The organism is Psychrobacter sp. UBA2514, assembly GCF_002341255.1.
Lineage (GTDB): Bacteria > Pseudomonadota > Gammaproteobacteria > Pseudomonadales > Moraxellaceae > Psychrobacter > Psychrobacter pacificensis.
This window is the reverse complement of the sequence record NZ_DDNS01000048.1, coordinates 10,239-32,078: the sequence shown is the minus strand read 5'-3', so window position 1 is coordinate 32,078 and position 21,840 is coordinate 10,239. Positions and strand designations below refer to the sequence as shown.

Annotated in this window: 16 protein-coding genes and 1 pseudogene; 7 read left to right on the top strand and 10 right to left on the bottom strand. The window is 44.8% G+C overall.

All coding sequences use genetic code 11. The annotated features are described in order from the left end of the window. Window positions 1–33: 33 nt before the first annotated feature. Complete coding sequence (locus tag B3V51_RS11540; protein ID WP_212564277.1) at window positions 34–735, top strand: DUF2057 family protein; 702 nt, start codon at window positions 34–36, stop codon at window positions 733–735. A gap of 119 nt (window positions 736–854) precedes the next feature. On the opposite strand, the gene B3V51_RS11535 is transcribed toward B3V51_RS11540, so the two are convergent. Together B3V51_RS11535 and B3V51_RS11530 are read right to left on the bottom strand one after the other, a co-directional pair. Continuing rightward, complete coding sequence (locus B3V51_RS11535; protein WP_071002111.1) at window positions 855–1,340, bottom strand: Dps family protein; 486 nt, start codon at window positions 1,338–1,340, stop codon at window positions 855–857. Between the two features lie 256 nt (window positions 1,341–1,596). After that, window positions 1,597–2,256, bottom strand: coding sequence for a YcxB family protein (locus tag B3V51_RS11530; RefSeq protein ID WP_223333195.1), 660 nt, complete (start codon window positions 2,254–2,256; stop codon window positions 1,597–1,599). 486 nt (window positions 2,257–2,742) lie between these two features. Here B3V51_RS11530 and serS point away from each other — a divergent pair, with 486 nt between their 5' ends. From serS to B3V51_RS11510, 4 genes are all read left to right on the top strand, one after another. Further along, window positions 2,743–4,029: a serine--tRNA ligase gene (gene serS / locus B3V51_RS11525; RefSeq protein ID WP_284719593.1), complete on the top strand. Its 1,287-nt coding sequence runs from the start codon at window positions 2,743–2,745 to the stop codon at window positions 4,027–4,029. Window positions 4,030–4,333: 304 nt separating this feature from the next. Then, window positions 4,334–6,331, top strand: coding sequence for a transketolase (gene tkt / locus B3V51_RS11520; RefSeq protein ID WP_286708466.1), 1,998 nt, complete (start codon window positions 4,334–4,336; stop codon window positions 6,329–6,331). Window positions 6,332–6,606: 275 nt separating this feature from the next. Continuing rightward, window positions 6,607–7,113 carry a hypothetical protein gene (locus B3V51_RS11515; RefSeq protein ID WP_286708465.1) on the top strand — a complete coding sequence of 169 codons (507 nt, stop codon included), beginning with the start codon at window positions 6,607–6,609 and terminating at the stop codon, window positions 7,111–7,113. 117 nt (window positions 7,114–7,230) lie between these two features. Next, window positions 7,231–8,211 carry an NERD domain-containing protein gene (locus B3V51_RS11510; RefSeq protein WP_286708464.1) on the top strand — a complete coding sequence of 327 codons (981 nt, stop codon included), beginning with the start codon at window positions 7,231–7,233 and terminating at the stop codon, window positions 8,209–8,211. A 12-nt stretch (window positions 8,212–8,223) separates the two neighbouring features. On the opposite strand, the gene B3V51_RS11505 is transcribed toward B3V51_RS11510, so the two are convergent. From B3V51_RS11505 to B3V51_RS11470, 8 genes and pseudogenes are all read right to left on the bottom strand, one after another. Next, window positions 8,224–9,195: a peptide ABC transporter ATP-binding protein gene (locus tag B3V51_RS11505; RefSeq protein ID WP_286708463.1), complete on the bottom strand. Its 972-nt coding sequence runs from the start codon at window positions 9,193–9,195 to the stop codon at window positions 8,224–8,226. Then, window positions 9,192–10,265, bottom strand: a complete 1,074-nt coding sequence (locus B3V51_RS11500) for an ABC transporter ATP-binding protein (protein ID WP_286708462.1) — start codon at window positions 10,263–10,265, stop codon at window positions 9,192–9,194. The genes B3V51_RS11505 and B3V51_RS11500 overlap by 4 nt, the downstream gene beginning before the upstream one ends. A gap of 1 nt (window position 10,266) precedes the next feature. Further along, complete coding sequence (locus B3V51_RS11495) at window positions 10,267–11,181, bottom strand: ABC transporter permease (protein ID WP_058023779.1); 915 nt, start codon at window positions 11,179–11,181, stop codon at window positions 10,267–10,269. A gap of 157 nt (window positions 11,182–11,338) precedes the next feature. Beyond that, entirely contained in the window at window positions 11,339–12,355 is a 1,017-nt protein-coding gene (locus B3V51_RS11490; RefSeq protein WP_058023778.1) for an ABC transporter permease, read from the bottom strand. Between the two features lie 241 nt (window positions 12,356–12,596). Next, a pseudogene (locus B3V51_RS11485) lies at window positions 12,597–14,237 on the bottom strand (ABC transporter substrate-binding protein). Window positions 14,238–14,861: 624 nt separating this feature from the next. Next, the gene (locus tag B3V51_RS11480) at window positions 14,862–15,188 is read right to left on the bottom strand and encodes a DUF779 domain-containing protein (RefSeq protein WP_058023776.1); all 327 of its coding nucleotides are present in this window, start codon (window positions 15,186–15,188) and stop codon (window positions 14,862–14,864) included. A 200-nt stretch (window positions 15,189–15,388) separates the two neighbouring features. After that, complete coding sequence (gene adhP, locus B3V51_RS11475; protein WP_186473932.1) at window positions 15,389–16,417, bottom strand: alcohol dehydrogenase AdhP; 1,029 nt, start codon at window positions 16,415–16,417, stop codon at window positions 15,389–15,391. Window positions 16,418–16,654: 237 nt separating this feature from the next. Next, window positions 16,655–18,181, bottom strand: coding sequence for an aldehyde dehydrogenase family protein (locus B3V51_RS11470; protein WP_286708461.1), 1,527 nt, complete (start codon window positions 18,179–18,181; stop codon window positions 16,655–16,657). 326 nt (window positions 18,182–18,507) lie between these two features. On the opposite strand from B3V51_RS11470, the gene B3V51_RS11465 reads away from it, so the two are divergent. Together B3V51_RS11465 and B3V51_RS11460 are read left to right on the top strand one after the other, a co-directional pair. Continuing rightward, on the top strand, window positions 18,508–20,445 hold the full coding sequence (locus tag B3V51_RS11465) for an AAA family ATPase (RefSeq protein WP_071002101.1): 1,938 nt from the start codon (window positions 18,508–18,510) through the stop codon (window positions 20,443–20,445). A 126-nt stretch (window positions 20,446–20,571) separates the two neighbouring features. Then, entirely contained in the window at window positions 20,572–21,750 is a 1,179-nt protein-coding gene (locus B3V51_RS11460; protein ID WP_286708460.1) for a type I glyceraldehyde-3-phosphate dehydrogenase, read from the top strand. The last annotated feature ends 90 nt before the right edge of the window (window positions 21,751–21,840 follow it).

Genomic DNA, 21,840 nt, shown 5'->3' with positions numbered 1-21,840 from the left:
TCCCACATGTTCTTACTACTAATGGAATAATTTATGAAATCGAATGCTTCTTTGCTAAAAAAATTGACGATTGGACTGTTGTTTGTGGGTGCGACCTCAGTCTCTGTGATGTCACAAGCCGCTGTGACGCTATTGGTTGATGACCATATCAAAGTGACTGCCATCAATGGACAAGAAGTTCAGCAAAGTCTATTTCAACCACTAACTAAAAAGTTTACCCTTGAGCCAGGTCAACACGCTATCACTGCTAAGTATGACCGCTTATATAACTTGCAGCGTGATGAGCATGATTACCTTCGTTCAGGTAACGTCAGCGTGACGGCGGAATTGGCAGATAACCAAACGTATCGTTTGACGATGCCGAACCAGCCAGAAGATTACGAAGCCGCTAAAGATTATGCTAAGCAGCCAACACTCGTTATTCAGCAGAACAATACAGTTATCGCAAGTCAACAGGGTATGGCTGGTAATCAAGGTGGACTGCTTTCAGGGCTCGGTAAGGCGCTAGGTGGTGTGTTTGGTGGGGCGGGCGATGCAGAATTACAAAACCAACGTGCGATAGCAGCATTAGATCAACCAGCAGCAATGCCAAACAATACTAATGTTGGTACGACCAATATCAAGCAAACCACGAGTGTGAATACCTCTACCAATACCTTAGATTCATTTATGCAGATTTGGCTACAAGCAACACCTGCTGAGCGTGAAAAGATGCGTCAATGGATTCAACAGTAAATCAATCTGTTACAGATCGCTGAGCATAAAAAAGCACCCAGCTGGGTGCTTTTTTATGGTTCTAAGTTTTACTGTTATTTGGATTTATTTAAGCTAAGTGTGATCAGCTTAGTAAAGTATTAACCCAAGAAGGCATTGTACATCCATACCAGCTTTTCTTGCTCTTGTACGTATTCATCAACCAGATCAGCGGTACCTTGATCGTCGCTTTCTGCTGCTAATGACGATACTTGACGCTGCTCGGCAATTAAGGCTTGTAAACCAGTTACTACGCCTTTAACGCAAGATGTACCATCTTTGACGTTTTTGTCTTCGCTGATGCTCGTGTGCTGTGCAAAATCGCTATAAGCGTGAAGTGGTGTACCACCGAGAGTCAAGATACGCTCAGCGATCTCATCAATCTGTAACTGTAGCGATGTGTATAATTCTTCAAACTTTGGATGCAAAGTAAAGAAATGCTCACCTTTTACATTCCAATGATAGCCACGTACATTTAAGTAAAACACATGGTACGTTGATAGCAGATTGTTTAATTGAGCGATGACTTCGCTCATGTCAGCTTTTTCTAAACCGATCTGGTTAGTAGCGTTATTAGTATTACTCATAATATTGTCCTTATAGTGTGAGTGTTGTTATATAAAATTGAAGAAAGACGAGTAGTAGTTAATTAGCATAAAAATAAAAATATCTTAACTTTTATTAATATCTACATAAGCTCTAGCTCTTCCTTTGATGCTTATAATAATAGCAAACTATCATTAGTAAGTTAAATATAATAAATTCACTTTTACGATTGTTTTTATAAAACTATAATTAGCTCTCTCTATTGTTTTTCTAAACGATAGAGAGAGCTGATAACCGTTATGCTGGCGGCTGCAAGTTTTCAGGATTTAAGCCTTTGACCGGAACCACTTCTTGTAGATGTTGACGTACCGTATCGATAGGGAATTTTTGCGCTTGCAAACGTTTCGGAATGATTTGGCTACCTTGCTGGCCTTTCATCTCAAACATCATAAAGATATAGTCGTCAGTCTCGTCCCAGCTCTTGATAGCAGTCCAAGGAATGACCGCTTGCTGGGTCGCACCTGCACGCATTTGCATACCGCGCATTTGCGAGTTTTTCATCATCTCAGGCTGGTTGCTTGGCATTGCCATGACCAGACCATGTTTTTGTACACCAAGCTTCATTTGACGCATTTCATCTGGCATCTCTTGATCAGCAATTTGTTTTTCAAACTCTCTTTTTACATACCATCTAAAGCCTAAAGTACGCGCCAATAGATAAATCACCACACCAACGAGCATCAACCAAAAAATGATGGTTGAGTAGCCTGTTACGAAGATCAGTCCTGCAATAGCGAGTACCACAACCACAGCCATAATGATCCATTCTTTGGTCTTAAAGCTTGACAGACCAAAAGAGGGGCTGGCACTGGCAAACAGTTCATATTGGGCTTGAAGGAATTCAGCTTCAGTTAGGTTTAAGGCGACAGGTTGGAGCGTGTAAGGATACAGGGCCATAAAGGTTTCTCAGATGCTTATGTTAAAAGTGTTGGGTTTACATCGCCAAAGCCAAGTCATGATGTACTACTTGGCTGTAGGTAAATAAAGGTATGCGCTTATCTTACCGAAAAGTACTCTTAAATGAAACATATAAGCGGATCTGTTCGCTGATAGCGGCGATATTAATGGCTTTAATAAAGGTAGATGATCCTTATTAAAGTAAGTTGAACATATAGGATATGCATTTCGGGTAAGTATGACTGGCTATGAATAATGAAAGTAGTAGCCCAAAATCACGCTAAAAGCGCTCAAAAAAGCTCAAAGCATGGTCAAATCTGCTGGGTCTTGGTATGATAGCGGCACCCATATAGTTTGATAAAAAATATGGCAGCATGGCAAGGTAGTTATTGAGTTATGAAGCTTTGCAATAAGTATAAGCTGACCAATAATCATACTAATAATGTTTAAACTTCTTATTCACTTTTAGTGTTACAGGCAACGATTATGATTGATCCAAAACTCTTACGCGGCGATTTAAGCGATTTACAGCAACGACTGGCCACTCGTGGCTATACGCTTGATATGGAGTTTTGGCAGTCGATTGAATCCGAGCGTAAGTCTCTACAAGTCAAAACAGAAGAATTGCAATCGCGTCGTAACGCTGGGGCTAAGCAAGTCGGTGCTCTAAAAAAATCAGGCGAAGATGCCAGTGAGCTATTGGCTGAAATGCAAAGCGTTAGCGGTGAGATCAAAGCTGCTGAAGACGAGCTACGTACTCTGCAAGAGCGGCTGACTCAAGCAGCGCTGCAGATTCCAAATATTCCAGCGGCAGATGTACCAGTGGGTACGTCAGAAGACGATAACGTAGAAGTGCGTAAGTGGGGCACGCCGCGTACGTTTGATTTTAAAATTCAAGATCATACACATATCGGTGAGACGCTTGGTATGCTCGACTTTGAGGCCGCAACCAAACTGACAGGCAGCCGTTTTAACGTGCTAAAAGGTCAATTGGCGCAGCTGCATCGTGCACTGATCCAGTTTATGCTCAACACCCATACCATAAAATACGGCTATCTTGAGACCTATGTGCCTTATATTGTCAATAGCGATAGTCTAAAAGGGACGGGTCAGTTGCCTAAGTTTGAAGAGGATTTGTTTAAGCTAAGCAATCACACGAATAACGATGAGATGGATTTTTATCTGATTCCAACAGCAGAAGTGCCAATGACCAACTTGGTACGCGGAGAGCGTTTGGATATCAAAGAGCTACCGCTAAAATTCACCGCCCATACGCCATGCTTCCGTAGTGAAGCGGGCTCGCATGGCCGTGATACCCGTGGTCTGATCCGCCAGCATCAGTTTGAAAAAGTGGAAATGGTCAATGTTGGCACCAGCGATCAGTCTGATGACTTGCTAGAGGCAATGACAGGGCAGGCCGAATATATCTTGCAGCAGCTTGAGTTGCCATACCGCACGGTACAGCTATGTACGGGCGATATGGGTTTTGCCGCACAAAAAACCTATGACATCGAAGTATGGCTACCAAGCCAAGATACCTACCGCGAAATCTCTAGCTGCTCTAACTGTGGCGATTTCCAAGCGCGCCGTATGGGTACGCGTGTCAAAGATGGCAAGCAAACCAGTTTAGCTCATACTTTGAACGGTTCAGGATTGGCGGTTGGTCGTACGCTACTAGCAGTGATGGAAAATCATCAAAACGCTGATGGTAGCATTACGATTCCAGAAGTATTGCGTCCATTTATGGGCGGTGCTGAGACTATTTCAGTTTAATAAATGGACTATAAGTAATGAGCTGCTTGTCACTTAGGTCACTTAGGTCACTTGCAGCTTGTTACTGATAGCTTAAATTAAAATCTATGACTGTCTATCGTTTAACAAAACTGATGTGAGTCATTGCTAAATAGAAACGGTATTGTCACCGCATTTTTGGCTAGGCTCATAGCAAATATGTTAATATTGCATTTTTATTTTATAGCCTATCCACTGAGGACGCACGCCGCGTTTTTGGTGGATTATCCTCTGAGTAAACTCTCCTCTTATCTTTATACGACTCATTCGAATATTAGGACACTCTATGCCAGCTCCAATTAGCGAACGTAAACTAGCCAATGCCATCCGTGTACTGTCGTTTGACGCGGTTCAAAAAGCCAACTCTGGACATCCGGGTGCGCCAATGGGTATGGCTGATATTGCCGAAGTTTTGTGGCGCAAATTTTTGAAGCACAATCCAGCTGATCCTAATTGGCACAACCGTGACCGCTTTGTACTGTCAAACGGTCATGGCTCGATGCTTATTTATTCATTGCTACATTTATCAGGTTATGATGTCAGCGTTGATGACCTAAAAGGCTTTCGTCAGCTGCATTCAAAAACCCCAGGTCACCCTGAGTATGGCTATACCCCTGGTGTTGAGACGACGACTGGTCCACTAGGACAAGGTATTGCTAATGCCGTTGGTTTTGCGATTGCAGAGAAGACACTCGCAGCGCAGTTCAACCGTGACGGTCATAATATCGTTGATCATCATACCTATGCGTTCTTAGGCGATGGCTGCTTGATGGAAGGTATCAGTCATGAAGTGTGCTCGCTCGCTGGCACATTAGGTCTTGGCAAATTGGTATTCTTCTATGATGACAATGGCATCTCAATCGATGGTAATGTTGAAGGTTGGTTCACTGATGATACCGAAGCTCGCTTTGAGTCGTACGGCTGGCAAGTGATCAAAGTTGATGGTCATGATACTGATGCGATCACGCAGGCAACTGAGCAAGCAATTGCAGAAACTGCTAAGCCAAGCCTAATTATTTGCAAAACGACTATCGGTGCTGGTAGCCCGAACAAGCAAGGTCTAGCGGCTAGCCACGGTGCGCCACTTGGTGATGATGAAATCGCCTTGACTCGTGATGCGCTGTCTTGGAAACATGCCCCATTTGAATTAGATGACGAAATCTATGAAGCGTGGGATGCCAAAGCCAAAGGCGACGTGCAGCAAAAGAACTGGGATGCTGACTTTGTAGCGTACAAAAAAGCCTACCCAGAGCTGGCAGCAGAACTATCACGCCGCCTAAATGGTGAGTTGCCTGCTGACTTTGCTAGCCAAGCACAAGCCTACATTCAGCAAACGCAAGAAGCGGGCGGTGATGTTGCTAGCCGTAAAGCCAGCCAAAACGCGATCAACAGCTTGCAGCCATTATTGCCAGAACTACTAGGCGGCTCAGCAGATTTAGCGGGCTCGAACCTCACGCTATTTAAAGGCGCTAAAGGCATCGAGAAAGATGCTGATGGCAACTATATCTATTATGGTGTGCGCGAGTTCGGTATGACCGCGATTGCCAATGGTATTGCATTGCATGGCGGCTTTATCCCTTACGTAGCGACGTTCCTGATGTTTATGGAATATGCACGTAACGCGGTACGCATGGGCGCACTGATGAAGCAGCGCGTTATCCACGTCTATACGCATGACTCTATCGGTCTGGGTGAAGATGGCCCGACGCATCAGCCAGTTGAGCAATTGACCAGCCTACGTACCACGCCAAACCTACGTACATGGCGTCCTTGTGATGCGACTGAATCTGCTAGCGCTTGGGTAGAAGCAATCAAATCAGAAAATAACCCATCAGCATTGATCTTTAGCCGTCAAAGCTTGCCACATCAAGCACGTGATAGCGAGCAAGTCGCGAACATCACCAAAGGTGGTTATGTACTGGCGAAAGAGCAAGGCGAGCTACAAGCCATCATCATCGCAACCGGTTCAGAAGTTGGCCTAGCGATGCAAGCGCACAAGACACTTAGCGAAAATGGTATTGGCGTCCGTGTGGTGTCTATGCCATGTGCCGAGATTTTCGTTGAGCAAGATGCTAGCTATCGCGAAGCGGTATTGCCTGCCAATATCCGTGCTCGCGTCGCAGTCGAAGCCGCGCATGTAGATTACTGGTATAAGTTCGTTGGTCTAGATGGCAAAGTCATCGGTATGACCACTTATGGCGAGTCAGCACCAGCCAGCGACTTGTATAAAGAGTTTGGTATTACGACTGACGCTGTGGTTGAAGCGGTAAATAGTTTGGTGTAATAAACCTGACTTAATTAGTGTTTGAAAAATAGCTGCTAGAGAAATCTGGTGGCTTTTTTTATGGTTTGATTTTTGGCTTTAGAGTCGTTCTTTACTCTCAATTATATTGGGACTGGTACTAAAAAAATAACTACTGTAATCATGATTAGAGCGTATCTCAACATAGTGATTTAGTGGTAAATTAGGATAGACTGATTTCTCACAAAGCTAAGTTTTACTTCTTATGCAGTTCTCATATAAAAATAAATGACATGATTAGAGAGTTGGGAAATTAAATGGAGAATATCGAATTGGCAAATGGTATTGCATGGCTAGAGCAGATTGGACTAAGCGAAGGATTGATAGCAGCGTGCATAGTTGGGATCTTTGGGTTGTGTGGTGTTATTGTTTCTTTAAATTTTGAGCGGAAAAAAGAGTATAAAGCTTTTTTGAGAATGAAGTTTGAGGAGTTGGTTATTAGATTAGTGGATTTTGCAACTCTTATTAAGGAAGCCGAAGCCAAACGTTTTTTAAATAATTATGAGAAAGATTTAGATATCGATAAGCTTTACAGAGAGGGTGGCAAGATAGAAATATTAATAGCTCTGTATTTTCCAGAGCTTGAAGAAAAATACGTATTATTTTTAAAAGCAGGAGGAGATTTATTAACTGCACAGCGTGAGTATGAAGTGAGTCCGAGTGACGATGTTTTAAATAAACTTAAACAGTATGAGGAAGGATTTGACAAGATTTATGATGATTTCTATGAACATATTAAATTGTGCTCTTCTACTTATGCTTAGCCGTTAAAGCGTCGTAACAGAGTATGAATAAAATACATTCAATACAGACAATCTCAAACTCGATGAGTCTTATTGGTACGCCTAGTACATTATACAACTATTCTGAAGATAGTCATTATGTCCCTAAAATCCACTTTTAAAGGTTTCTTAGGTGAAACTGTCATCAACGTCGCCATGTGGCTCAAGCTTGAAAAAGACGTTTATCATCGGCTAAACAATGTCACTTTGCCATTAGCCAATGGTGGTAGTACGCAAATCGATCACGTCATCGTTTCCGTATACGGCATCTTTGTGATTGAGACCAAAAACTATAAAGGCTGGATATATGGTAGCGAGAAGCAAAAGCAGTGGACGCAATCATTCCCAAATGGAAGCAAGTTCAAATTCCAAAATCCGCTACGTCAAAACTACTTGCACATAAAGACGCTTGCTGATTTATTAGACTTGGAGCTGAGCTACTTCCATTCGATGATTGCTTTTATCGGTGAGTGCGAGTTAAAAACCCGCGATGAATTGCCCGAAAATGTATTGACCACTGGCATGGTGTCTTATGTAAAGAAGAAAGAAGATAGGCTACTCACCGAAGACGAGGTCACATCTATCGTCGAGCAGATCGAGAGCAATAAATTTAGCAAGTCATGGCGCACCAATCGCCAACACAAAGCCTATCTAAAAGACAAGCATAGCAACCCAAGTAAGAATACTGAGAATCCTACACCTGAGTCTATAATAAAAGAAACCGTTGATAGAACTATCCTAAAGAGTAGAGAGGTGCATCGATGGTCTGGTCAAACTGAGATTGACTCTAGCGAGTTACCGATCGATAGTTTGAATACTCAGCAAATAATCAAACCGCATGATATGGCTGATAAGGTTTTTCTTACGCCATTTGAGATTGTAGAATCTGAGCCAAAAGTGAATAAACCTGCGATACTTAAAGTGACAGACCATGACGCTAATATCGATCAAGCGCCAACCTGCCCAAGATGCAACGGCGAGATGGTCAAACGTGTGGCAAAAAATGGCGCACGCAAAGGACAGTCCTTTTATGGGTGCGCGCAGTTTCCTAAATGCCGCGGCGTAGTAAATGTTGATTAACTACTAGTCACATTACCCGTATATTTCTTCCAAACGCAGACAAGCTACCAATCGACCATCCCATTCGCGCAGTTGTGGCTCGATTTCGCTGCACTGCGAGGTCGCATATGGACAGCGTTTATGTAGAGCGCAGCCACTTGGCGGATTAAGCGGGCTTGGTAGCTCACCTTGTAGCGTCAAATCTTTCTTTTGGCCATTTACTGTGGGTGCAGCCGCCAGTAATGCGATGGTATAAGGATGTTTTGGCGCATTATAAATGGCTTCTTTGGGCCCGTGCTCGACCGCTTGACCTAAGTACATGACCATCACATCATCAGCGACATGACGTACGACTGACAAGTTGTGCGAGATAAAGACGTAGGCAGTACGATACTCATCTTGCAAATCCATAAACAGATTTAAGACCTGCGCCTGAATCGATACATCGAGCGCGGAGGTCGGCTCATCAGCGACGACGATTTTAGGATTGAGCATCATCGCGCGGGCGAGGGCAATCCGCTGGCGCTGACCACCCGAAAACATATGTGGGAAACGCCCAGCATGTTCAGGACGCAGGCCGACATTTCTCATCATCTCATTGATTTTGTCACGCTTTTCTTCTTTCGACAGGTTGGTATGAATATCTAATGGCTCTGTCAATTGATAGGCGATAGTATGACGCGGATTCAAGCTACCATAAGGGTTTTGGAAGACCATTTGAATTTCGGTACGTAAGTTTTTGAGCGCCTTTCTACTATAGCCAGTGGTGGCTTCGTCGTTGATAAAAAGCTCGCCCTGCGTCGGCTGCTCGATGAGTGTCAGTTGGCGGGCAAGAGTAGATTTGCCGCAGCCGGATTCACCGACGACTGCCAATGTCTTGCCAGCCTCAAGCTCAAAAGAGATACCGTTCAGCGCTTTGACATACGCTTTTGGTTTACCCAATCCTTGTGATACCGGATAGTGCTTATGTAGATTGTCTGCTTTTAAAACCACTTTATTACTCATACTTGTGACTCCAAAGTAGCAGCGTGAGAGATAGGGGTGCGAGCAGTAGGATCGGCATAAATGCAGCGCACTTTGCCATTTGGTGTGTCCAAAATAGGCGGCGGCACGTCACAAGCAGGCTCTTTATATGGGCAGCGAGGAGACAATAAGCACCCGCTTGGGCGATCATATTGGCTTGGTACGACCCCAGGCAAGCTATTTAATCGATCTTGTCCGATAGCCAGCTCAGGAATGGCTTGTAAGAGCGCCTCTGTGTAAGGATGTGCAGGATGTTGAAAAACCTCTGGCACGGTACTGGTTTCAACCACTTGTCCAGCATACATGACCGCGACATCACGCGAGTTTTGTGCAACAAGGCCCAAATCATGGGTAATCAAAACCATCGCCATTTGTTTTTCACGTTGTAGACGACCCAGCAAATCCATGATCTGCGCTTGTACGGTGACATCAAGTGCGGTGGTCGGTTCATCGGCGATGAGCAGTTTTGGTTCACACGCAAGCGCCATCGCAATCATAACGCGCTGGCTCATACCGCCTGAGAGTTGATGTGGATACACTTTGAGTCGGTTTTTGGCGTCAGGCATTTCGACCAACTCTAACAGCTCTAATATGCGTGCCTGTACTGCTGCACCGCGCAAACCAAGATGCTTGCGCAGTACTTCACCCAGCTGCATCTCAACGGTAAAGCTTGGGTTGAGGCAAGACATCGCATTTTGAAAGATCATGGAGATGTCTTTGCCAATGATGCCGCGTTTTTCTTTGGCAGGCATACTGATCATGTCTTTATTATCAAACATCACTCGCTTGGCGCGGACGGTGGCAGACGGCGGCAATAGTCCCATTAGTGCCATCATCGTGACTGACTTACCTGAGCCGGATTCACCAACGACAGCGATGACTTCACCTTGTGTGATTTTTAAAGACACATCATCGACAGCACGAAAGGCACGCTTTCCTTGACCAAAAGTGACCGACAGATTTTCGATGTCCAATAACAGCGGCGCGTCTGTTGTTGATGCACCATTCATAGAAGTATGAGCGTTAGGCGTTTTAATTAAAGGTTCAGTCATCTTAGGTCACCTGCTTTAATTTGGGATCGAGCGCGTCACGCAGGCCATCACCCGTCAAGTTAATCGACAATGCAGCCAAGAAGATAGCGACACCTGGCCAAATAGCGAGCCAAACGTTACTTTGAATGTATTGACGAGCCGTACCGAGCATCGCGCCCCATTCAGCATCAGGTGGCTGTACCCCAAAGCCTAAGAAACCAATCGCACCCGCTTCTAAAATAGCAGAGGAAAAAATCATCGTTGCTTGTACGATGAGCGGTGCCATGCAGTTGGGCAAAATTGTGATGAATAATAAACGCAGCACACCAGCACCCATCACCTGCGAGGCGATAAAGTACTCACGTTGTAGCTCTACCATTGCGGTGGCACGAGTCAGACGAATAAAAGGCGGTGTACAGACCAAAGCGATGGTAATAATCGTATTGGTCATAGAGGGCCCTAAGATAGCGGCAATGATGATCGCTAGTAGTAAGCTGGGGTATGACATCAAAATATCATTGACCAGCATGACCGCTTTGCCCCAAACTTTGGGCCAAAAGGCAGCACTAAGTCCTAAAGAGATGCCGACCAACATCGCAAGGGTCGTTGCGCTCAGACCGATAAATAAAGAGTAACGCGCGCCATACATCACCCGAGACAAGGTATCTCGTCCAGCATCATCCGTGCCTAGCCAAAACATCGCATCACCACCACTTAAAAAGGCTGGCGGCAGCTGCTCTTGACCCGTAAACAACTCGTAAGGATCATGGGGGGCAATTGCGGGCGCGAGTATGGCAACAATAACCATTAGCATGAGAATAATAAAACCCAACACCGCGCCCTTGTTTCGGCAAAAGGTCGATAAAAATAGCTGCCAAGACGATGGCGGTGTGGCAGCCATCAGATTGACATCAGAGGGGAGAACAGAAGGCTTCATGAGCAGTTCCTATAGTGGCTAGCGCAGTGACATTTTTTAGAATTTTGTTCCTAAAAAAGTACTAAGCATTGCTAAAACATCACTTCAGCGCCAATCATCACTATTTATAATATAAGTATTTATCAATGTGACATTGCAACAGTGCAACATTGTGACATTAAGAGGTATGTCGAATACGCGGATTGATCAGACCATACAAAATATCAATAAATAAACTGACCAAAATCAAGGCAGTGGCGACCAACAAAATACCGTTTTGCACAATGGGGTAATCACGAGTGAAAAAGCCATCGAGAAGCCAATTACCAACACCCGGCCAGCTAAAGATAGTCTCGGTAATAATCGCGCCTGCAAGCAAGGTTGCCATTTGTAAGCCAACCACAGTGACGACAGTGATTAGCGCGTTACGCATCACGTGTACCATGATCACGCGGCGTGGCGATAAACCCTTGGCGCGAGCCGTACGCACATAGTCTTCATCCAACACTTCCAACATCGCAGAGCGTGTCATCCGCGCGATCATCGCGAGTGGAATGGTCGATAAGGCAATCGATGGCAAGATAAAGTGTTTGACCACATTCCAAAAAGCGCCCGGTTCCCCTGAGGTGAGAGAGCCAAGCAACCATGAGCCGTACAAGGGATGGACATCCAAGAACTGTGCGACAGAGATCACACCAGCAACGGGTAAAAGGCCAAGATAGTGAGCGAATATACCTGTCAGAATAGGGCCTAGTAAGTAGATCGGCATCGAGTATCCTGCCAGCGCCCCTGACATCAGAGTATAGTCAATCCAAGTACCACGGCGTAGTGCGGCAAAGATACCCAAGCTCACACCAATCACACTAGCAATGACAATCGCACATAGCGCCAACTCTAACGTTGGAACGAAGTGCGCAAAAAAGTCTTGTAACACAGGAGAGCGAGTACGAAAGGATTGACCAAAGTCACCCGTCAATATACCCGTCAAGTAATCCCAGTACTGAACGATAAGGGGTTTGTCTAATCCCAGTCTTTCTAGGGCGCGAGCATGTAGCTCTGGATCCACCATACGCTCACCCATCATGATTTCGACTGCATCGCCTGGTACGAGACGGATTAGAGTAAAAGTCGATAGCGTGAGGCCAAGATAGACAGGAATAAGAATGGCGATACGGCGCAGAATATAAAGTAGCATAGGCTGCTCAATAGTTGTGATTCAATGAGTGGAGTAGTAGCAATGAATGAGGTCGTCCGTGACCATGCCCTTAAATCAAAAGTACTTAAATCAAAAGTACTCAGGTGAAAGGTGCTCAAATGAAAAGTATGTGGGTCAAAAAGCAATCAACTCATATAAATACGGCTGGAACAGAGATTCTGAGCCAGCCGAATACAAATCAAATAATAGTGCATGTCGTACCGGACGTAATTAGCTAAGGTTATTCAACGTTCACGCCATCGAAGCGTACAGCACCAAGTGGACTGATTTTGAAATCCACAACGTTTGGTGCAGTGAACACGGTGACTACCGAATGCGCCATAGTCGTCCAAGGAAGCTGCTCTTTGAAGATCTGCTGAGCTTGTACATAGTCATCCACACGCTCATCTTGATTGGTGACCTGACGTCCTTTCATGACCAAATTATCAAAGTCTTTATTACACCAACGTGAGTAGTTATTACCACCGACCGCGTCACAAGACAGTAATGAGCCCAACCAGTTATCTGGATCACCATTATCACCCGTCCAACCTGCCAAGATCACATCAGGCTCGCCTTTCGCCGCGCGTTTTAGGTATTCGCCCCACTCATAAGTAACCAGTTTGGCATTGACGCCAATCTTCGCCCAATCTGCTTGGAGCATTTCAGCCATGAGTTTGGCATTAGGGTTATATGGACGTTGAACAGGCATGTACCATAAGTCGATGTTCATATTGTCCGCGCCAGCTTCTTTAATCAGCGCTTTTGCTTTTTCAACATCATAAGGTGCATCTTTTAAAGAGTCGTCGTAGCCCCACTGCGTAGGCGGCATTGGGTTGGTTGCCTTGAGACCTTCGCTTTGATAGACAGCATTGATGATCGCGTCTTTATTGATCGCCATATCCAATGCTTGACGTACTTTAAGATCACTTAGCTTTGGCTTTTCAACGTTGTAGCCCACATAACCGACGTTGAAACCTGGTTGATCAAGAACGGTGGCTTTACCAGATTTTTTGACCGATTCAATTTCGGCAGGCTTTGGATAAGCGGACACATGACATTCACCCGCTTGTACCTTTTGGGCGCGAACAGCTGAATCTTTAGTAATAACAAACACAAGGTTGTCGATGTAGATGTTGTCTTTGTCCCAATAGTCTGGGTTTTTGGTATAACGGATTTGCGCGTCTTTTTGATAGGACGTAAAGACGAAAGGCCCAGTACCAACAGGTTTGTTATTGATATCAGGCTCATTACCAGAGGCCATCAACTGATCTGCATATTCAGCAGAGTTGATATAAGCAAATGGCATCGCTAGGTTTTGTAAAAATGGGGCATTGACTTCGTTAAGCGTGACTTTGACAGTATAGTCGTCGACCTTTTAGATATTTGAGATGATATCAGGTAATCCCATGCCAACTGAATAGGGGAATTCTGCAGGGTAAGCTTTGTTAAATTCAAAGTCTGGGTTGGTGAGACGTTTTAATGTAAAAATCAGATCGTCTGCGTTGAAATCGCGACTTGGTGTGAAATAATCGGTTTTACCGAACTTGACGCCTTTTCGAAGATTAAAGGTATAGGTCTTACCATCTTCGCTAATATCCCAGCTTTCAGCGAGTCCTGGCTGAATTTCAGTCCCATCTCTTTTAAACTGTACCAAACCGTTATAGATAGGATAAGCACTCGCATCAAAATCGGTGCCGGCGGTGTACTGTGCGGGATCGAAACCAGCTGGGCTGCCTTCTGAACAATAAAGTAGGGTTTTAGCGGCTTTTGCATCTGAGCTGGCAGCAGACTCGTCAGTGGTTTTATTGTCGCCACTACAGGCGCTTACACCCAAGATAAGCGTGGCCAACAGCGTCAGTTTAAAGAATGATTTTTGCATTATTACGTCCCATGTAATGATAGGTAGTTGCTTATAAATTGCTATGCCTGTCTGAGGAATTAGCAAACTTTCAACTGCTTTTGGTATATTTATTTTGAAGATATATTATTTACAAAAAGATACATATATAAAGTTGAGAAAGATTTAATTTATATAATGTAGAACATATCGTTATAAATAAGTCGTTTGAATATACTCTCATAAATAGCGATAATGCAAGAAATCTTTGAAATAATTTAATAAAAAAGACGATTTCTATTATTTTAGAGAGCTAATACACCCAAAAAAGGTAACTTTTACGAATTTCGACAGTAAAATTCATAATAAAAAGTTATTAGTATACATGTATATTAATAAATTAGTTACTTTTCGGATACAAATATTTTTATTGTTGTGATGATAGACAAGCGTATAAATGACAATGATTTTTAAAAATCAGTGGATTATTGAGCAGCTGCTGACTATTTGGTGCGGTAGCTATTAGATGCTGTGGTTATTAGGTGCTGCTATGATTTGTTTTTATTAAATCAGCCAGTTTTTCCCCAATATCATAGGACAAGCTAAGACTGTCATATGGGGTACATTATTTAAGATTAATGCTACCTAGTTTTGCGTCAAACGTCCTTATATCGTACAGATTTCTGAGCGTACGATAAAGCGTTTGCCTTCAGGGATTTCTAACGAAAAACTCGCACCGCGACCATTGACGACATCAATGGTCAAATCGGTATGCTGCCATAGATTGTATTGTGCGCGTCCCATATAAAATGGACAGCCAACAAGCTCACCAACCAGCACATCCTGACCGCCTACTTTAAACTCTCCTAATGGATAGCACATCGGCGAGCTACCATCACAGCAGCCACCTGACTGATGAAACATCAGCTTTCCATGCTTGGACTTTAGTAGCTCAATCAACGCTTTACACGACTCTGTTGCTGCCAGTTTCATATCGTACTCCTTCTTATGGCCCATCCATGGTTTATATAATTGCTCTCTAGTATCAGTATGCCACAGTCAAATCAAAAAGGTCGCATCATCTTCAGACACATCACAACTGGCATATGACTAAAAAGATACGACCTTCGGCTGATAATTGACAGTTGGAATAACTATGTAATAAGCTTATAACACTGTCATTTTACTATCCGTTATTGATTATAGTCGATGACGATACGACCTTCGATTTTGCCATTACGCATCCGCTCAAAAATATCATTGATGTTCTCTAACGGCTCAGCTTTGACGGTCGCTTTGACTTTGCCAGCCGCTGCTATATCTAGCGACTCTTGTAAGTCAAGACGTGTGCCAACGATAGAGCCGCGTATAGTGATACCATTGAGTACAGTATCAAAGATTGACACCGGGAAGTCGCCAGTGGGGAGCCCGTTACATACTAAAGTACCACCGCGACGTAACATGGTTAAGGCTTGATCAAAAGCTTTTGATGATACTGCAGTGACTAACACGCCATGAGCACCGCCGATCTGCTCTTGGAGATACTCGCCAGGATCGGTGTCTTTAGCGTTGACGATGACTTTGGCGCCCAGCTTTTTGGCGAATTCAAGCTTCTCATCGTCGATATCGACCGCCGCGACATTAAGGCCCATGGCAATGGCGTACTGAACGGCCATGTGCCCAAGTCCGCCGATACCTGAAATCACTACCCAATCACCAGGCTTGGTATCCGTCATTTTTAGGCCTTTATAGACAGTGACACCTGCGCATAAGACAGGGGCAATCTCTACAGAGTCGACGCTTTCTGGGATAATGCCTACATAGTCGGCGTCCGCCAGGACATACTCTGCAAAGCTACCATTCACCGAATAACCTGAATTTTCTTGCTTTAGGCACAACGTCTCCCAGCCACCTAAACAATGCGTACAGTGTCCGCAAGCAGAGTAGAGCCAGGGCACACCGACTCGGTCGCCTTCTTTGACGTGATGGACGTTGTCGCCGACAGAGGTGATGATACCGACGCCTTCGTGTCCAGGGATAAATGGTGGACTTGGTTTGACTGGCCAATCTCCTTCAACGGCATGAAGGTCCGTGTGACAGACGCCTGAGGCCTCCATTTTTACTAAAATCTGACCGGCACCTACGGTTGGGATGTCGACTTCTTCGATTTTTAAGTCTTGACCGAACTCATGTAATACAGCGGCTTTCATTTTGTTAGTCATGATAAGTTCTCTTTTATGGGTGATTGATAGATGTCGATATACAAAGTTGTTGCGATATTGCATTCAAAATATGCAAACACCGTATTTTGAACGCAAGACTGCTACAAATTTTTCCTGCTGTGCGCCTAAGCGCATTAGAGGATATAAAAATTCGTTTCAGTTTTTTTATTTAGATCTTTGTAGCGAGCGGGCTATGTAACACTTGTGATAACCCGCTCCATGATTAGAAATGATGGTTTAGAAGAAGCCCATTTTTTTAGGGCTGTACGACACCAGCATGTTTTTGGTTTGCTGATAGTGGTCGAGCATCATTAAATGGTTTTCACGTCCGATACCAGATTGTTTGTAACCACCGAACGCTGAATGTGATGGATAAATATGATAGCAGTTGGTCCATACGCGGCCTGCTTGGATACCACGTCCGAAGCGGTAAGCTTTGTGTACACTACGTGTCCAAACGCCCGCGCCTAAACCATACAAGGTGTCATTGGCAATCTGCATGGCTTCGTCATCGTCTTTAAAAGTAGTCACGGCAAGGACAGGTCCAAAGATCTCTTCTTGGAACACGCGCATATCGTTGGTGCCTTCAAAGATAGTTGGTTTGACGTAGTAACCGTCTGTCAAGTCGCCATCGTGCTTGGCTTGTTCACCGCCGACGAGCACTTTTGCGCCTTCTTTTTTACCGATATCAAGATAAGATAGGATTTTCTCTAATTGATCTGAGCTGGCTTGCGCGCCAATCATGGTGTCGGTATCTAATGGGTTGCCCATCTTGATGGCTTCAACGCGGGCGATACAGCGTTTGATGAACTCATCATAGATGCTCTCATGAACGAGTGCCCGCGATGGACAGGTGCAGATTTCACCTTGGTTCAGTGCAAACATCACTAGACCTTCGACAGCTTTGTCCAAGAAGTCATCGTCCTCATCCATAACATCGGCAAAGAAGATGTTAGGGCTTTTGCCACCAAGCTCTAACGTCACTGGAATGATGTTTTCGCTCGCGTACTGCATAATGAGGCGGCCAGTGGTAGTCTCACCTGTAAAGGCAACTTTATTGATACGAGGGTTTGAGGCAAGTGGTTTACCCGCTTCGACACCAAAGCCATTGACGACGTTTAGCACGCCTTTTGGCAAGATATCAGCGATGCCGATGGTCTCTAACATGAACAGAATAGAAACTGGCGTTTGTTCGGCTGGCTTTAGAACGACACAGTTACCAGCAGCAAGGGCAGGTGCTAGCTTCCATACGGCCATTAGGATAGGAAAGTTCCAAGGAATGATTTGACCGACGACACCAAGTGGCTCATGAAAATGATAAGCCACAGTGTCTTCGTCAATCTGACTGATACCGCCTTCTTGTGCGCGAATGGCGCTGGCAAAATAACGGAAGTGATCAATGGCTAGAGGGATGTCGGCTGCGAGTGTCTCACGAACAGGCTTGCCGTTTTCGTAACATTCGGCAATCGCAATCGCTTCTAGGTTGGCTTCCATGCTGTCAGCTATTTTGAGTAACAAGTTGGCACGTTCAGTAACACTGGTTTTGCCCCATGCGTCTTTGGCAGCATGCGCCGCGTCTAGGGCTTTTTCGATATCGGCTTCTTTTGAGCGGGCGACTTGGCAAATAGTTTTACCATCGATGGGGCTTGTGTTATCAAAATACTCTCCATCGACAGGAGCGGTCCACTCACCATTAATAAAGTTATCGTATTTTTTGCGGAATTGGACCGGACTGTTTTCAGTGTTGGGATAAGCGTATAACATTAACCACTCCTTGTTGTGTATGATGGTTATTTAAAATATGACTATTTAGAGATAGCCATTGAAAAATAAACCCTTGGTATTCCTAACCAATTTATTATTCTATCGTACTGAACTTTTGTACAGGACGATAATGACTTTTTATAATGATATAATTTGTATCACAAAACTTTCGGTTATACGATATAGGGCGGTTAAAGTGGTTCGCAAAGCGGATGCAGCTGTTATAATTGTGAGCATCTACTTTGGCTTGCTGTGGTCAATTAATTAACCAGAGCGGCTTTCTTTTTTATACTATTTCTTTTCATAATATTGGTTGGTTTGGGTCTATGCGTCAATCTTCTGCTCTTGATATTCTAAAAACAGGTCAAAACGTCTTTTTGACTGGCTCAGCAGGTTCAGGTAAGACGTATACCCTCAATCAATACATCGATTATCTACGCGCTCGCCGTGTACCTGTTGCGGTGACGGCCAGTACTGGTATTGCCGCCACGCATATGAATGGCACAACGATTCATAGTTGGTCGGGTATTGGTATCAAAGATGAGCTGTCTGATCGCGATTTGACCAATTTATCTCGTAAGCAGTTTTTGGCAGACAGATTGAAAGACACGGCAGTACTGGTCATCGATGAGATATCGATGCTACATGCCAAGCAGCTCAATTTGGTCAGCCAAGTGCTCAAGCATGTCCGCAAAAACGACAAAGCCTTTGGCGGCATCCAAGTCGTGGTCGCAGGAGATTTTTTTCAGTTGCCACCGATTGGTAGTAAAGGCGAGAGCAATCGTGAAAAGTTCGCCTTTATGTCTGAGGCGTGGCTCGATGCCAAATTTCATATTTGCTATCTGTCAGAGCAGCATCGACAGGTTAGCGAAGCGGCAAATGGTGGTTTAGACTTAGATGATATTCTCAACCAAATCCGTCGTCAGGAAGTGACCTTTGAGGCGATTGCCGCTTTAGAGAATACTTACGATCAAAGCGTCGATATCAAGCGTACTCGCCTGTACACGCACAATCTCAATGTCAATAAGATTAATGACAAGGAGCTGGCACTGTTAGACGGTGAGATGATGCGTTTTGAAGCCACAACCACGGGCGATAGTAAGCTGGTTGAAACCTTAAAAAAGACCGTACGTACTCAAGACGAGTTGGTTCTCAAGGTGGGCGCCAAGGTCATGTTTATCAAAAACAATGCCGAGCTTGGGGTGTCCAACGGGACGATGGGTGAGCTGATTGGTTTTGCTGCGGTCAAAATAGAGGATAAGGAAAGTAGTGACGCGTTAATCGAAGACGATAGCAGCGATGACATTGATGAGGAAGCTGCTGGCGAAAAAACGGCAAAAGCTAAGAAGTCCGCTGCTAAAAAAGACAAAGAAAAGCCAAAGTCGAAGAAACCAACGACCCAGAAAATGCCTGTCGTGCGGCTTAATTCAGGACGAGAAGTCATCGCTGAGCCTGAGGAGTGGATCATCGAAGATGAGACGGGTGAGGTGCTAGCAAGTTACTTACAAGTACCGCTGTGTCTGGCATGGGCGATCACCATTCACAAGTCGCAAGGCATGACCCTCGATGCCGCTGAGATTGATTTATCGCGTACCTTTGAGTTGGGACAAGGTTATGTGGCCTTATCACGTCTCAAATCGCTGGCAGGATTGCAGCTACTGGGTATGAATGACATGAGCTTGCAACTTGATCCACTGGCACGCGGCGCAGACAAGCGGTTTTTGGTCCTGTCTGAAGAGGCTGATGCCAACTATGCGATGCTGGATGAAGAAAGTATGCAGCAGGCGCATGAGAAGTTTGTTTTAAAGTCAGGTGGTACGCTCAGTCAATCCGTGATTGACGCCTATGCCGCGCTGCAAAAAAAGCGCCGCGAACAGCAACAAGCGCAAATCGATAAAAAACAGAAATTAGGCAATCAAGTCTCTGACAAATCAGAGAGCACTTTGCTTGCAACCAGAGTGCTATTAGAAGAGAGCTTGACTATTGCGGAAATCTCACAAGCGCGTCAACTATCACAGTCCACCATCATGCGCCACATCGGCGAGCTAAAATCACAAGATCCAAGCCTTGCCTGCGATCATCTACGTCCAGAGGATGAGGTCATGACAGCGGTTGGCAACGCTTATGTCGCCATCAAAGTTGCCAATAACCCCAATGACTTCAATGATGATGGCAGTATCAAACTGCGTCCGATATTCGATCATCTCAAGCAAAGCATTGACTACAACACCATTCGTTTGGCATTGATTTTTATCACGCCATAGTTTGTTATGACAAGATAGATTTTACGACACTGTCGGTTTTTTGAACAAAAAATATTGAACCAACTGTTAGAGCACGTCTAAAGCGACAACGCCCATTCTTTATATCCCTTTATAGCGATATCTTTTATGCCTGATTTTTCTAGCGCCACTTATCAATTGACCTCTGACCCGATAGCGGCGACCTATCGTACCACTGGGGAGCACTCACAGCCATTGAGAGTGGCTATTAATGGTTTTGGTCGTATCGGGCGCAATGTACTGCGCGCCTTGCTAGAGCGCTTTGAAGTATTAGGACGTGCAATCCATGTCGTCGCAATTAATGACTTGGCACCAGCAGATATTTTGTTGCATTTATTAAAATTTGATAGCACGCACGGTCGCTTAAGCCGCTTGGGGGTCAGTGCTGATATTATCGAGAGCGGGGCCGATAACGAGCATAAAACTCAGCTCTGTCTCACCAAAAACACTTTGACTTATTGTATCAATATGCTTTCAGAACCCAATCCACAAAACCTACCTTGGCAGTCGCTAGGGGTCGATGTGGTACTAGAGTGCACCGGTCACTTTCGCTCGTATGAGCAAGCGATGCTGCACATCCATGCAGGCGCACAGCAGGTGATCATCGGTGCAGCGCCATTCGATGATGTGGATGCTTGTATCGTTATGGGGGTCAATACAGATGCGCTCATGCTTGATTTACCGATTATATCCAGCGTTTCTTGTACCACGCAGGCATTGGTGCCGCTGATTGACACATTGGATAAAGCGTTCGGCGTCAAGTCCGCTATGATGACAGAGATTCATGCGGTTACCGCCGATCAGACGGTGCTCGATCAAGCGCATCGAGATCCCAGACGGGCGCGTGCTTCTGGCTACAATATTATCCCAACGACCTCGAGTAGTATTGCTGCGACGGAGCGGGTATTGCCAGCGATGGCGGGCAAAATAAATGGACATTCAATACGGGTGCCCACCATCGATGTGGCAGCGATTGATGTGACCTTTGTATTTGATACGCCAGAGGTCAGCGTTGATGCTATCCGTGACGCCCTTCAATCTGCCAGTCAGACGCATTTATGTGACATCATGGCTTATATGGATGAGCCGTTGGTCTCTAGTGATTTTATTCATCAAACTGAGTCGCTTATCATAGATGGTCAGCAGCTCATGCAGGTAGGCGAGCAGTACAAGGTTTTTGCGTGGTACGATAATGAATGGGGTTATGCCAACAGACTGCTCGATATGTGCCTGCATCTGGCCTCAAGCAAGCGACAAACCAGTGATTCAAAGGTATTTGCAAATTAATTGAATTTTTTTAGATTAGGGGCTTGCATTATAAAAGTATATCTATATAATGATGCACCAATGGAGACGTGGCAGAGCGGTTGAATGCAC

Bases quoted from the DNA above. Each gene is read 5' to 3' on its own strand.
- B3V51_RS11540 (WP_212564277.1), top strand. From the start codon at position 34: ATGAAATCGAATGCTTCTTTGCTAAAAAAATTGACGATTGGACTGTTG.
- B3V51_RS11535 (WP_071002111.1), bottom strand. From the start codon at position 1,340: ATGAGTAATACTAATAACGCTACTAACCAGATCGGTTTAGAAAAAGCT.
- B3V51_RS11530 (WP_223333195.1), bottom strand. From the start codon at position 2,256: ATGGCCCTGTATCCTTACACGCTCCAACCTGTCGCCTTAAACCTAACT.
- serS (WP_284719593.1), top strand. From the start codon at position 2,743: ATGATTGATCCAAAACTCTTACGCGGCGATTTAAGCGATTTACAGCAA.
- tkt (WP_286708466.1), top strand. From the start codon at position 4,334: ATGCCAGCTCCAATTAGCGAACGTAAACTAGCCAATGCCATCCGTGTA.
- B3V51_RS11515 (WP_286708465.1), top strand. From the start codon at position 6,607: ATGGAGAATATCGAATTGGCAAATGGTATTGCATGGCTAGAGCAGATT.
- B3V51_RS11510 (WP_286708464.1), top strand. From the start codon at position 7,231: ATGTCCCTAAAATCCACTTTTAAAGGTTTCTTAGGTGAAACTGTCATC.
- B3V51_RS11505 (WP_286708463.1), bottom strand. From the start codon at position 9,195: ATGAGTAATAAAGTGGTTTTAAAAGCAGACAATCTACATAAGCACTAT.
- B3V51_RS11500 (WP_286708462.1), bottom strand. From the start codon at position 10,265: ATGACTGAACCTTTAATTAAAACGCCTAACGCTCATACTTCTATGAAT.
- B3V51_RS11495 (WP_058023779.1), bottom strand. From the start codon at position 11,181: ATGAAGCCTTCTGTTCTCCCCTCTGATGTCAATCTGATGGCTGCCACA.
- B3V51_RS11490 (WP_058023778.1), bottom strand. From the start codon at position 12,355: ATGCTACTTTATATTCTGCGCCGTATCGCCATTCTTATTCCTGTCTAT.
- B3V51_RS11480 (WP_058023776.1), bottom strand. From the start codon at position 15,188: ATGAAACTGGCAGCAACAGAGTCGTGTAAAGCGTTGATTGAGCTACTA.
- adhP (WP_186473932.1), bottom strand. From the start codon at position 16,417: ATGACTAACAAAATGAAAGCCGCTGTATTACATGAGTTCGGTCAAGAC.
- B3V51_RS11470 (WP_286708461.1), bottom strand. From the start codon at position 18,181: ATGTTATACGCTTATCCCAACACTGAAAACAGTCCGGTCCAATTCCGC.
- B3V51_RS11465 (WP_071002101.1), top strand. From the start codon at position 18,508: ATGCGTCAATCTTCTGCTCTTGATATTCTAAAAACAGGTCAAAACGTC.
- B3V51_RS11460 (WP_286708460.1), top strand. From the start codon at position 20,572: ATGCCTGATTTTTCTAGCGCCACTTATCAATTGACCTCTGACCCGATA.